Raw genomic sequence first — 14,192 nt, 5'->3', positions numbered from 1 at the left:
CCCAAGTACATTAAAATTAAACATATAAAAAGGCTGACATTCAATCATTTCAGAACGTCAGCCTTTGTGAATTTATTCTTCTAATGTTGAGGTATCACCTGTTGGCAGTCCTAACTCCCACGATTTTAATAAACGTCTCATAATCTTACCACTACGGGTTTTCGGGATGGTATCTTTCACTTCTAATTCCCTCGGAGCAGCATGCGCACTTAATCCGGTCTTCACAAACCTGCGAATATCTTCTAACAATTCTTCGGAGTCTTGATAACCATCATTCAATGTAATAAACGCTTTAATGATTTCCCCACGCTCCGCATGCGGTTTACCAATTACGCCAGCCTCTGCTACAGCTGGATGTTCAATTAATTTACTTTCCACTTCAAATGGCCCCACTCGCTCTCCAGAAGTATTTATAACATCATCCAAACGTCCTTGGAACCAAAAATATCCATCTTCGTCTTTATACGCACTATCTCCGGAAACATACCAGCCATGTATGAAATAACTTTCATACTTACTCGGATTTTTCCATATCGCCCGCATCATAGAAGGCCAACCCTTTTTAATAGCTAAGTTGCCCATTTGATTCGCCGGTAACTCATTTCCTTCATTATCAATAATTGCTGCATCTACACCTGGTATAGGTTTGCCCATGGATCCAGGACGTATTTCCATAGACGGTACATTAACGATCAATTGCGCCCCTGTTTCTGTCATCCACCATGTATCATGAATCCGTAAGTTAAATGCTTTGAGTCCCCAAGTCACCACTTCTGGATTTAATGGCTCCCCGACACTCATAATATGCCGTAATGAAGATAAGTCATATTTTTTCACAATATCTTCACCAGCACTAACTAATTTTCGTAGAGCTGTTGGTGCTGTATACCAAACCGTGACACGATACGTAGCGATTGTATTGTACCAGTCATCTGGTGTAAACCGACCACCTCTTATGACATTGGTTACCCCATGTAACCAAGGTGCGAAAATGCCGTAACTGGTTCCTGTTACCCAACCTGGATCTGCTGTACACCAGTAGACATCGTCTTCTTTCAGATCTAACACCCAGTCGCCAGTAGCATAATGTTGAATCATCGCATGATGCACATGATAAACACCCTTCGGTTTCCCTGTAGAACCGGAAGTATAATGGAGTAACATTCCATCTTCTAAGTCAACCCATTCGATTTCTGTTTTAGCTGAAGTGTTCTCCATTTCCTTATTGTAATCAATATATTGTTCTCCAGTTTCCTGATGATCTCCAACAAGTACAATTTTTTCTAAAGCTGGTAGGTCGTTTTGAGGAACGCGATACAATAAATCCGGCGTAGTAATTAAGACTCGAGCCTCGCTGTCTTGCAGTCGATCTCTAACTGCTTGCTCCATAAACGCTTCAAATAAAGGTCCTGCAATAGCACCTACTTTCAAAATACCAAAGAAGGCAGCATAGAACTCTGGACTTCTCGGCATAAATAAAAATACGCGATCGCCTTTTTTCACATCATATTTACGAAGTACATTAGCGAATTTATTACTTTCATCACGAAGAGTTGCAAATGTAACCTTTTCTTCTCTTTCTGGATCTGAATAAAGCAATGCTACTTGATCTTTTTTCTTTGGGTTTTCTGCATGGCGATCTAACGCCTCGTATGCCATGTTTACTTTTCCCGTTTCATTCCAAGTAAAATGTTTCTTCAATGCTTCCCATGAGAATGTCTCTCGAGTTTTTTCATAGTCTGTTAGATTGTGGTTACCTTCTCTAGCTGGTATCTTTTGCATATCCATCCAATCACCTCGTTATTAGAATTGAAATCGGTTACATCTATCGTTTATACTAGACGATTCATTTAAGACCTTATGTTTTGTATAATGAAACCGATTAATTAACAATGTATTAAAAATTATGCAAACTTTTTGGTAACTAGTATTTATTTTAGAACATTCCGTGACAATTTTAAAGTAATACGTACGTTAAATTAAATGAACGTCTGGATGATTATAAAAAACACGTCTATTTCAAAAATAGACGTGTGTATATCTAAGCAGTTTGCTCCGCTTGATCTTTTTCATTTCGTTTATCGCTTTCTGAAATAATATAAGCACAAGCAGCATCACCAGTAATGTTTAGAGAAGTACGTAGCATATCTAATAATCTATCAACACCAATAATTAATGCAATACCATCCACAGGTAAGCCCACTTGCTTAAGAACCATTGCTAACATAATGAGTCCAACACCAGGAACTCCAGCAGTACCAATGCTCGCTAGGGTTGCTGTTAAGACAACCATTAACATTTGGCTGATTCCTAATGGCTCTGCATATACTTGAGCAATAAATACAGTAGCTACCGCCTGCATAATCGCAGTACCATCCATATTTATAGTAGCACCTAATGGCTGAACAAAGCTACTAATCGACTTTTTCACTCCTAGTCTTTCTTGTGCCATTTTCATAGAAACTGGCAGCGTTGCACTTGAGCTTGATGTACTGAAGGCAACAGACATAGCAGGGAAAAATAGTTTATAGAACTTTATTGGACTAGCTTTTCCTAATCCTTTAATAGCTAAACTATACGTAACAGCCCCGTGAATGAGTAGTGCTAGAATTACAGCAACCATATACATTGCCATTGACCCTAAAGCATCTAATCCGGCTTCACCAATCGCTGATGCAATTAAAGCAAACGCACCATAAGGAGCCGTTTTCATTATTGCATTAACTAGAAAAATTAAGATTTCATTTGCTTGTTCAAATAACTTGTGTATTCCACTTGTTTTCTCACCAAGTATTGCTAAGGCGACTCCAATAAACACCGCAAAAGCAATAATTTGTAGCATATTCCCTGTAGACATTGCTTCGATTGGGTTCTCGGGAATAATATTTATAAATGTATCCATAATTGGTGGCGCAGCTTCTTCTTCATAACTTGCATTTTCTGTATCAAACGTGCCTGCTTGACCAGGTTCTAGAATTAACCCAACTCCAAGACCAATAACTAAAGCTACAGCGGTAGTAACCAAGTAAAAACCTATCGTTTTAATCCCGATTTTCCCAAGCTTAGAGGGATCACCAAGACCAGCCGTTCCCAGTACTATTGATACAAAGACGATCGGTACTACAATCATCATGATTAGATTTAAGAATATTTCTCCAACTGGATTTAATACATAGGTATCAATCGCAGAAAAAAAGTCATTAGATGAAAACGTTAAACCAATACCTGCAATTACACCTAAAACAAGTGCAATCAGTATTTTTTTCGTTAAATTCATAGCATTCGTCCTTTCTTGTTGATTGTCTTTTCTGAGAATTCTGGTGAAAGGTGGAATAAGGAAATGAGAGTATCTCATGCAGAATTACTAAGTTGGGACTTTTAAAAGTTTAGAGTTGCTTTATTATTTTATCATCTTTTAGGCGAAATGAACAGACCTTGTTTTAAGAATACGGTGATATCAGGGCTTTTAGGCGTATACTTTCCCTATCTGCATATGCCATGTTGACGTTAGTAAACAAATAAATGATATCAAGTATGTAGCTAATCATCCTTCTAGTTCATCAAATTCAATTTGTGGTGGCTCTTTTTTAAATAAGCCTGTCGATACACCTAAATACAATACACCAAGTAAAGCCCAAATCAGACCAATGATAATTGAGTACCAATCTAGATTACTCCAAAGATACAGAACAAAGCCCAAACCAATAAGCGGCCCTATTAAATTACTTAAAGCAAAGTTTAAAGAACCTTCCTTTTTATATTTAAAGTAATTTTTGATTACACATATATTTACAAAAGAAAAAGCAGTAAAGGCCCCCACATTAATAAGGGATGTAGCTGTCCGTAAATCTAGAAAAAGTGCAGATAAAGCTAACACTCCAACTAGTAAAATGTTTGGTATTGGTGAGTTAAATTTGGGATGTAAATAGCCAAAAAACCGTTTAGGTATTACCTCGTCCCTCCCTAACGCATATAATAATCTTGAAGCACTTAACTGTGCTGCCAAGCCTGATGCAAATACGGAGAATAAAGCTCCCGCAAGAAAAAACGAGAGAAATAGATTTCCACCTATTATAGAAGCTATTTCGGGAGAAGCGCCTTCGATATTCTGTAATACGGAAACATCAGGGAATAGGGATTGCATAAAGTATGTAACAGAAAAGAAAAACACCCCACCAATTGAAGCAACCAGCAAAATAGCTTTAGGAATCGTCTTTTTAGGTTTCATTGTTTCTTCAGAAAGTGTAGTTATTGCATCAAACCCTATAAATGATAAGGCGAGGAGGGCTGCTCCAGCAAATACACCTGAAAATTCCATGTTGGCAGGGAATAATTCATTTAATGAAATAAAGTGTTTCGGCCCTTCTACAATGGCACGAACATTAAGGTAAATAAAAATAGCACCCATTAAAAACTGAAATACAACAAGCAAGACATTGATAGAAGCAGCGATCTTCACGCCAAAGGTATTTAAAATACTAATAATCGTAATCAAGCCAACGATCCAAACCCACCCAGGAACCCCTGGGACTCCCGTTGAAAGATAAATTTTGGCAAGTAAGGAATTGATCATAGGAAGTGCTAAATAAGCTATAAAAGTCACCCATCCTACAATAATTCCGACATATGGATTTATTGTATTTTTTGTGTAGGTATAGACAGAACCAGCGGTTGGGTATTTTTTGACTAATTTTCCATAACTTAATGCCGTAAAGAGAATGGCAATAAATACGATAATGTAAGCCATAGGCACATGCCCTGAGGATACATCAGAGGCAATTCCAAAGGTATCAAATACAGCAAAAGGTGACATATAAGCTATTCCTATCGCTACCACATGAATTAATTTTAGATTTCGTTGAAGTTGTGCTGTCTTACTCATAAAAACATCCTTTCTAGATGGTTTTCCATTAACTAAAATGCTAACTAATCAGGGTCTCCCCTTATTGGATGCGCTTTCAAATAATGGGATTATGGATAGGATGCAGGGAGGTGTCATACTTTTTTATCGCCTTTTTTACCTTTATCCCTGCTATAAAACTATCCTAATTACCTAGTCTATGATTTTGTTTTGTTAGACGTATGATTACAATCGTAAACAACTTGGCCATCAACAATTGTAAGTTTTACCTTAGATACCAACATTTCTTCGGCAGGAACCTCGAAAAGATTTCTATCTAGAATAACAAGATCCGCAAGCTTTCCAACCTCCAAGGTTCCTAATTCATTTTCTCTAAAGGTTCCATAAGCAGGGCTTTTGGTATAATCTTTCAATGCTTCTGCTAGAGAAATGCGTTCATGCTCATGCCATGGCGTCCCATCACTTGAGATCCTTGTTACTGCTCGATAAATTTCCAATAGAGGGTTTAATGTTGCAACAGGAAAATCGGTGCCGAGCCCTACAGTTACTCCGCTGCTTTTTAATGTATTAATTGGAAAGACGTATGGCTCTCGCTCTTGACCAATAAGGGAAGTATATGTTTCTCTTTCACTTTGAGCCATCAATTCCGGCTGCATAGAAGCGATAACACCCAACTCATGAAAACGTGAAATGTCGTCCTTCTGAATAACCTCTACATGTTCAATCGTATGTCTGGAGTCTCTTTCCCCATTAACTTTTTGTGCCTCTTCGAATGCATCTAGAGCTAAACGGACAGCCCCATCACCGATCGCATGAAATCGAATTCGAAATCCTTCTTTATCCGCTTTAATGACTTTTTGCTTGATTTCTTCCGGTGAATAGACTAATTCTCCGCACGTCTCTGGATCGTCTGCATAAGGGCCAACCAAATAGGCTGTACGACTTGTTATTACCCCGTCAATAAATCCTTTTAAGCCTGAAAATTGAAGTTTACTCGATGCATATTCCCGATGTAATTGTTTGAGCATTTCCAGGTCAAAATCAATAGACGGAAAAATATGTATCCTCGTTGTTAATTGATCTTTTTCATCAAATTCCTTAAAAAGCTCATAATATTTCTCATTATTATCTCCGTACATATCATTGACTGATGTCACTCCCACCCTGGCAGAGAGAGTAAGAAATTTCTCCAATAGTTGCTTTTCCTTGTCTTTTGAATAATTAAATGCCTTTCGATCAACCAATTTAGTTGCTTTTTCGTATAATATACCAGTTGGTTCACCATTCTCGTCTTTGTTAATAAACCCATAAGGTGGGTTCTCTGTATCACGATGGATGTTGCAAAACGCTAATGTTTTGCTATTAACCCACGCATAATGCATTTCTGCATGATTGAGTAAAACTAGCCGATCTCCAATGACGTGATCCAATGAATAGCGATTTGGCAATTGCTTACCATCCCAGTAACTAGCATCCCAACCGAATCCTATAATCCATTCTTCATCTGGGTGGTCATCCGCATACCTCTTGACCATTTGTACAGCCTCATCTTCAGACCGAGCTTCCGATAGATCCACACCGTTCTCAAATATCGTCCCCATCATCAGATGTAAGTGAAAGTCATGAAAACCTGGTAAAATTAATTGATCTCCATAGTGATATACTTTCGTATTTGGTCCCAAAAACGGATCCACTTCTGTCTTTGAGCCGATCGCTGCAATCTTATTATCAACAATTGCAATATATGCGGAGATTGGTTTATCTAAAATCCCCGTAAAAACAGCGTCACTTGACAGGATAATATCCGCTTCGTTTTGTAAACACATAACTAATTCCTCCAATTTCATCTATAGTTTATTAATGGTTAGACTCGTATTCATTATCTAAAAAGATATCGGAAGTAGATTGTTTCGATTCTTTTATTTGTTTTAAAAGATATATAAATCCCACAACTAGCCAAAGTCCGCCTAAGAAAAAAGAATACCACCCTAAATTCAGCCATAAACACAAAATAAAGACAGCCCCAATTGACGGAATGATCAGATATTTTATTGTCCCTTTAAATGAGCGGTTTCTTTTCTTAATAAAATAATGGCTGATTACAGAGATATTAACGAAAATAAACGTGAAAAAAGCGCCAAAGTTAATAAGTGATGTCGCAGTAGTTAAGTTAAACAACAAAGATGATAGTGCAACGAAGGCAACAATCAAAATATTATAGACTGGCGTATGGAATTTTGGCGAGATATAACCAAAAATTTTCTTAGGCAAAATGTTTTCTCTCCCCATCGCGTACATAATTCGAGAAGCGCTGGAGCTGGATGCAATTGCAGAGGTTAGACTTGGAATAATTCCCGTGACTACAAAAAACGTTTTAAAAAAGATGCCACCTATTAAGTAGGCGATTTCGTACTGAACAGACTGCGGGTCCGTAAACGAACTTATATTTGGATATACCAACTGCAGTAAATAGGTGACGATAACATAGAGAATGCTGCCGACTATTGGAATAATGAAAATAGCCTTTGGGATTGTCTTTGTAGGATTCTTTGTTTCTTCTGATAAAGCTGTAACTGCATCAAATCCTAAATAGGTGAAACAAAGGATCGGAATTACTCCAATCAAACCCGACAATGGAACTTCCTGATCATAAAAAGGCAAAATGGAGAAAGCTGTTCCTGCTCCTTCACCTTTAAGTAAATAATGTAAAGCGAAAACCACAAAGAGAACAAACACCAACAGAGATATAAGAAACACATACGTATTGAAATTTGCCGCAAATTTGATACCAAGAATATTAACTGCCGTGAAAATGATTACGAAAAGAATGATCCAAACAAACATTGGGATACTAGGAAAAAATGCTTTTAAAGCTATTCCTAAAAGTAAGGAGCTTATCATCGGACTTAACATATAATCTAACAAAATAGCCCAACCAACTAAAAAACCTAAATGGGGATGAATGGCTTTTTTTGTAAATGTATAGGCAGCTCCAGCAGAGGGATATGCCTTTACTAATTGTGCGTAACTATATGCAGTGAATAGCATTACAAATAGCGCTATAATATACCCTGTAGCTATCATTCCATCGCTTTGAAAGGCAGCAACACCATACGTTCCAAATACTGTACTAGGCGCCATAAAAGCTAATCCAAAAAAAACTACATGTCTAAAGGATAATACTCGCTTTAGGTCCGCGGTACTTTTTTCTCCCATTCCCCCACCCTTTCACAAATATAAATGTACGGACATTCAGAAAGTGATGAACAACAAATGATATAAAAGACATCCATTAGCTGCTTAATCATTGCTACAATCTGATTCCGGCATAGAGTAGTATCTTGATGAAAACTGAACCAAAACCATTTCTATCTTAAGGACTTACCTAACAACCTCTATAAATAACAATAGAGAATTGTCAGGTAAGGGGTTTTTACTCCAAGTTAATCCATACGCTCTTAACCTCTGTATAATTATCTAATGCATAGGATCCCATTTCACGACCGATACCGGATTCCTTATAACCTCCAAAAGGCGCAGCAGCATTTGTGAGATTGTAGCAATTCACCCATACCGTTCCAGCCTTTAACTTCCTAGATAACTTGTGTGCATTTCTTAAATCTTCCGTCCAGAGACCTGCTGCCAAACCATAAGAACTACAATTGGCACGTTCAATTGCCTCATCAACTGTACTATACGGCATCGCTACAACAACAGGTCCAAATATTTCTTCTTTTGCTATGGTCATATGATCTTCTACATCTGAAAACACGGTTGGTATAACAAAGTATCCTTTTTCTGACTTTTCTCCACCAGTTAACAGATTCGCCCCTTCCTCAACACCTTTATTTATATAAGAAATAACTACTTCTTGCTGCCTGGCGGATACTAGTGGCCCCATGGCTGTATTTTCGTCTAAGCCATGACCTAGCTTAACGTTATGAGCATAATCTACTAACTTATTAACAACCTCATCGTAAAGATGGTCTGGTATAAACACTCTAGATCCTGCACAACATATTTGCCCCTGATTAGCCATAATTCCGCTAAATACACCTGGTATTGCTTTATTCAGATCTGCATCAGGCAAAATGATATTTGGTGATTTTCCACCGAGTTCCAATGTAACCCGTTTTAACGTATTAGCAGCTTCCTTCATGATAGATTGGCCGACGGGGGTAGAGCCTGTGAAAGCAATTTTATTTACCTTCGGATGTTTCACAAGTGCTTCGCCAGCCGTTTTGCCAAAGCCATTAATAATATTTATGACGCCTTTAGGGAACCCGGCTTCTTCAATCAGCTTAGCCAAGTACAAAGCGGACAACGGGGTTTGCTCCGCAGGCTTCAATATAATCGTACACCCTGTTGCTAGAGCCGGGGCTATTTTCCATAAAGCCATCATAATAGGGAAATTCCAAGGTATTATTTGGCCAACCACACCTACAGGCTCATGGTGCGTATAATTAAAATATGATTGTGAAATAGGAATCGTTTGTCCAGTCATTTTAGTCGTCCAGCCAGCATAATATCGAAGCTGTTCAATAGCATTGGGTAAATCACTTTGGGTCATTTCTTTGATCGATTTCCCATTGTCTAAACTATCTATCTGTGCTAGAACCTCAAAATCGCGTTCCATCAAATCAGCTAATGTATGCATTAATTTCGATCTTTCATAAGAACTAATTGCCGGCCAATCCCCTTCTTCAAAGGCTGTAGACGCGGCATGAACAGCCATATTAACATCGAGTTCGCCAGCTTCATGAACAGTTGCTAATACTTCTCCTGTTGCTGGATTAATCGTTTCAAACAAATTGCCGTCTATGGATTCATGCCATTCCCCATTGATAAATAATCTTTTCGGTTCGTTTAAAAATGCTGTTACTTTTGGGTGCAATTCTAATTCATGTTTAATCACAAGTAGACCTCCTGTTTACCAAAGATTAGAGTATGCCTAGTTTTTAAGTTTTTGTGAGAAAGCAGTTAATGCATCGTCCAAAATTTGGATGATCTTCTCTACATCATTTTTATTGACGATCAGAGGAGGAGCAATAGCTACAATATTCATTCCTGGTTCAAAATCAAATGGTCTAATTAACAGCCCTCTTTCATAGCAATTTTCTACAAGCGTAGTAGCTGCTTTTACAGAACCATCAAAGGGAATATCAGCTTTTGGATCCTCCATTAAATCAAACCCAGCTAATAAGCCTTTGGTTCTTCCATTTGTTACAAAATGATACTTATCCTCCAGATAGTGAAGTCCTTTCTCAAGCTCTTGCCCCATTAGACTTGCATTACTAACAAGACCATCACGTTCTATAATTTCAATATTTTTTAATCCAACGGCACAAGCTGTTGGGTGTCCGCTGTATGTGAATCCGTGTGCTAACATGTCGTCATACTCGGTAATCGTATCGCGGATGTGTTCTTTCATGATTACACCGCCTAGTTGGGCATATCCGCTAGTTATTCCTTTTGCAATTGACATAAAATCAGGAACAATCTCCCAGTGATCAACACCAAACATTTTTCCAGTTCGTCCAAATCCACAGATAACTTCATCAGCGATGAGATGAATATCAAATTCATCACAGAGTTTTCTTACCGCTTTGAGATATCCTTCAGGAGGGATATGGACTCCTCCAGCACCTTGAATAGGCTCGACAATGACAGCAGCGATCCTATCTTTACCTTCCTTTTCAATGATGCTTCTAATACTCCCTTCATACTCAGGATGATCTTTGGCACCAAGCTCACATTCAGTAAGATGGGCTTTGGCATTATCGATATCCGGATCGATGGACCCGGAAAAGTTGCGGTAAGCATCGATTCCTGTTGCTCTTTGTGCTGCAACGGTTACACCATGGTAGCCTCTTCTTAAAGAGATAATCTTTCTTTTTTCCGTATAGCCCCGTAATTGCCAGTAAAATCTGGATAGTTTGAATGCCGTATCATTGGATTCTGAACCACCAGAAGTAAAAAATATTGTATTTAGGTCTCCTGGTGCTAAAGCTGCTATCTTTTCAGCTAAACGGACAGTTGGCTCATTGGCATAACCATAGAAAGTAGAAGCGTAAGCAATATTGGTCATTTGTTGATAAGAAGCATCTGCCAATTCTTTTTGTCCATGACCTAAGTTAACATTCCACAACATCGACACTCCGTCGATATAAGTGTTGCCTTTCATATCATGAAGATGAATACCTTCACCTCCAGAAAAAATAAGTTTTGGACCATGTTGAACCTGTGCCTTAGGATTCGTAGATGGATGCAGAAGATGCTTCCGATCTAAGATTGATAATTCACTTGCTAATTTTTCAGGATTTGAATGTTGGGCTAGTTTGCTTTTACTCATATAACCACTCCTTAATAAAGATAAATTTACACCGTGTTAGCTAGTTTTTGTATAACATACAGAAGGGTATTTGCCCCTTTTTCTATATCATCATCTAAAGTAAGTTCTTGCTCATTATGACTGATCCCGTGAATACTAGGCAGAAAAATCATGCCGCTATTAGCTAATCGGGTCATATACTTAGCGTCATGACCTGGACCACTGAATAGTTTTAAAGAGGAATACCCCCATTTTTGGGCTGCCTCATTAATAGCTTCGGTTACAGTTGAAGAAAATCTAACGGCATCCGAGTGCCAGTCTGTAGTAATCGTTACCTCGACATTATTCATTAAAGCAATGGTACTTAGCTGTTCCTTCAACCTTTCAATAGCATAGGATCTTATTTCATCATCTTCATGACGAATATCGATCATAAATTCGACTTCGCCTGGTATTACATTTGTAACATTAGGTTTGACATGCAATTTACCAATTGTTGTTTTTAATCCTTCCATTTCTTTCGTTAACTCGTTTACTTTTGTAATCATTTTGGAGGAAGGAACAAGCGCGTCTCTTCGGTTACTCATAGGTGTAGGTCCGGCGTGATTTGTTTCACCTGTAACAGATACATTTAGCCAGCTCATCCCCTGAATACCTTGAACAATACCTATCGACTTATTTTGATTTTCGAGAATTGGTCCTTGTTCAATATGAAGTTCTATAAAATTTTTTATATTTTTTATTCGATTTTTCTCTTTTCCTAAGTACCCACTGTCTATTAGCGCTTTTTCAAAGGATACATTATCGTCATCTTTTATATTGTAGATGAATTCCTTTGCTAAACTTTCGGTTAACCCTCCAGAACCAAGCATAGGAGGCTCAAACCTTGCGCCCTCTTCATTAGTGAAATTGATAATTTCTATTGGGTAATCGGTTTCAATATTATGCTCATTTAATACCCTGATCACCTCCAACGCTGTTAAAACACCTAAAACTCCATCAAAACGCCCTCCGCAAGGCTGTGTATCTAGATGAGAACCAACAGCTACAGCGGGTCCATCATGGATTTTACCTTCTCTTCTTCCATAAATATTGCCGAAATCGTCATATCTCACTTGCAAATCTTCTTGGCGCAGCCATGTAACATATTTATTACGCATCGCTTGATCTTCTTTTGTTAGGGCAAGCCGATTTAACCCTCCATTCTTAGTAGCACCAATTGAGGAGCTTACTTTTATTGTTTCTAGTAAACGATTTCTATTAATTCTCAACATCAATGACTCCATATCTTACCTCCTCATTATTAATCATGCAATTTTCATGCCAAAAATAAAATTGCAAAAAACGTGAGAAATTAGATTTTTAGTTTGAGAATTGATACGATATAGTTTAAATTCGAGTTGATTTTGGATCGAATCGAATCAATTTCGGTTCATCCTATAAAGGGGAGAGGGATATGGACAAAAAATTTTTTGAAGATAGTCACTTTCATCATATTTTTAACCATTTAAAGGATGGCATCTTTATTGCTGACTGCAATGGGGTTGCACTATGGATTAATGATACAAGTACGAAACAAATGGGGGCGCCGCGCTCTCAGGTGATAGGCAGAAATGTGAAGGAGTTGGAAAATAACGGACTATTTACGCCATCTGTCACAAAAATTGTCTTAGAAAAAAAAGAGACCGTCACAAAGGTTCAAACCTCGAAAGGGCGGCAATATTTAGCAACTGGATATTTAGTCAACATCAAAACCGATAATACGAAATATATCCTAGTACAGGTTAAAGACATCACAGAAACAGTGAGAGCTTCATTTAAATTAGAAAAAGCAGAAACACTTTTGCAAAAATATTGGGAAGAATTACAATTAATGAAGGAAAAACAAAACGAAGTAAATAAAAAGCAAGTAGTCATCGGAAAAAGTAAGAAGCATGAGGAAATGTTGGATTTAATAAGCAGGGTATCCAAAGTCGATGCAACCATTCTCCTAAATGGGGAGACAGGTGTCGGAAAGAGTATGATAGCTGAGGAAATTCATAAAAGAAGTAACCGACCTGACAAGCCGTTTGTAGAAATCAATTGTGGAGCAATACCAGAAACATTGCTGGAATCGGAGTTATTTGGTTATAAGAAAGGGGCATTTACAGGCGCAAATAGTGGAGGAAAAGTTGGTTTGGTAGAGAAGGCAAATGGGGGAACTCTTTTTCTTGATGAAATTGCAGAACTGCCATTGGCTCTACAACCAAAGCTGCTTCAACTATTACAAAATAAATCATTTATTCCAATTGGTTCAACAGATCTGAAGAAGGTAGATGTGCGAATTATAACTGCCACCAACCAAAACCTTTTAAAAATGGTAGAGGATAAACAATTTCGAGAGGATTTATATTATCGACTTAATGTTGTTTCGATCCATATTCCAGCGTTAAGAGAACGGAAAGATGATATCCTTCCTCTGGTTTACCATTACTTTGACTTGTTTAAAACCAAGTATAAAACAACATCTTACCTGAGCAAAGACTTGTTATCATACCTAAAAAATTACAGTTGGCCAGGCAATATTCGTGAGTTGGAAAACATGGTAGAAAGATTAGTAGTTACCGCAAAATCAACTACAATTGAAAAAACAGACCTATCAGAAGAAGTGCTGGAGGAATTTCACCATAAGAAAAAAACTGCTTTTAGTTTAAATGGGCAAAGCCTCCCCAGTTTTTTAGGTCAAATTGAAAAGAAAGTCATTCAGGAAGCACAAATGGAGCACCAATCAACAAGAAAAGCTGCTCAATCTCTAGGAATAACCCAATCTTCTTTCATGCGAAGATTAAAAAAATACAACATTTAATATAAGCTTCCCCCGTTCCTAACGGAGTGAACCGAAATTAACTCAATCCTATAATTAAGTCTATAACGATTATTTTCAAATAGAAAGGATGCTGATAAGAATAACAATCTAAATCAATTGGAAGGCATTGAAAATGGCATTAAATTTGCATAGAT

Annotated in this window: 9 protein-coding genes; 1 reads left to right on the top strand and 8 read right to left on the bottom strand. The window is 37.7% G+C overall.

The genetic code is table 11. The annotated features are described in order from the left end of the window. Positions 1 to 72: 72 nt before the first annotated feature. The 8 genes from acsA to M948_RS30785 all read right to left on the bottom strand — a co-directional run bounded on the left by acsA (position 73) and on the right by M948_RS30785 (position 12,478). Complete coding sequence (gene acsA, locus M948_RS30820) at positions 73 to 1,788, bottom strand: acetate--CoA ligase (protein ID WP_021290314.1); 1,716 nt, start codon at positions 1,786 to 1,788, stop codon at positions 73 to 75. 253 nt (positions 1,789 to 2,041) lie between these two features. Further along, a complete protein-coding gene (locus M948_RS30815; RefSeq protein ID WP_021290313.1) occupies positions 2,042 to 3,277 on the bottom strand; it encodes a dicarboxylate/amino acid:cation symporter in 1,236 nt (411 codons plus the stop codon). A gap of 267 nt (positions 3,278 to 3,544) precedes the next feature. Then, positions 3,545 to 4,882, bottom strand: a complete 1,338-nt coding sequence (locus tag M948_RS30810; protein WP_021290312.1) for an APC family permease — start codon at positions 4,880 to 4,882, stop codon at positions 3,545 to 3,547. A gap of 176 nt (positions 4,883 to 5,058) precedes the next feature. Then, positions 5,059 to 6,687 (bottom strand): amidohydrolase, encoded by a 1,629-nt coding sequence (locus M948_RS30805; RefSeq protein ID WP_021290311.1) that lies wholly within the window; start codon positions 6,685 to 6,687, stop codon positions 5,059 to 5,061. 31 nt (positions 6,688 to 6,718) lie between these two features. Further along, positions 6,719 to 8,077, bottom strand: a complete 1,359-nt coding sequence (locus M948_RS30800) for an APC family permease (RefSeq protein WP_021290310.1) — start codon at positions 8,075 to 8,077, stop codon at positions 6,719 to 6,721. Between the two features lie 217 nt (positions 8,078 to 8,294). Continuing rightward, positions 8,295 to 9,773 carry an aldehyde dehydrogenase family protein gene (locus M948_RS30795; protein WP_369759840.1) on the bottom strand — a complete coding sequence of 493 codons (1,479 nt, stop codon included), beginning with the start codon at positions 9,771 to 9,773 and terminating at the stop codon, positions 8,295 to 8,297. Positions 9,774 to 9,812: 39 nt separating this feature from the next. Further along, on the bottom strand, positions 9,813 to 11,213 hold the full coding sequence (locus tag M948_RS30790) for an aminotransferase family protein (RefSeq protein WP_021290308.1): 1,401 nt from the start codon (positions 11,211 to 11,213) through the stop codon (positions 9,813 to 9,815). Between the two features lie 26 nt (positions 11,214 to 11,239). Continuing rightward, positions 11,240 to 12,478, bottom strand: coding sequence for a M20 family metallo-hydrolase (locus M948_RS30785; protein ID WP_021290307.1), 1,239 nt, complete (start codon positions 12,476 to 12,478; stop codon positions 11,240 to 11,242). A 170-nt stretch (positions 12,479 to 12,648) separates the two neighbouring features. Between M948_RS30785 and M948_RS30780 the strand changes: the two genes are divergently transcribed. Then, the gene (locus M948_RS30780; RefSeq protein WP_021290306.1) at positions 12,649 to 14,037 is read left to right on the top strand and encodes a sigma-54 interaction domain-containing protein; all 1,389 of its coding nucleotides are present in this window, start codon (positions 12,649 to 12,651) and stop codon (positions 14,035 to 14,037) included. Positions 14,038 to 14,192 lie beyond the last annotated feature (155 nt).

Origin of the sequence: Virgibacillus sp. CM-4 (assembly GCF_000445495.1) — a bacterium.
Taxonomy (GTDB): Bacteria; Bacillota; Bacilli; order Bacillales; family Amphibacillaceae; genus Virgibacillus; species Virgibacillus salexigens.
This window is presented reverse-complemented; position numbering and strand designations above follow the sequence as displayed.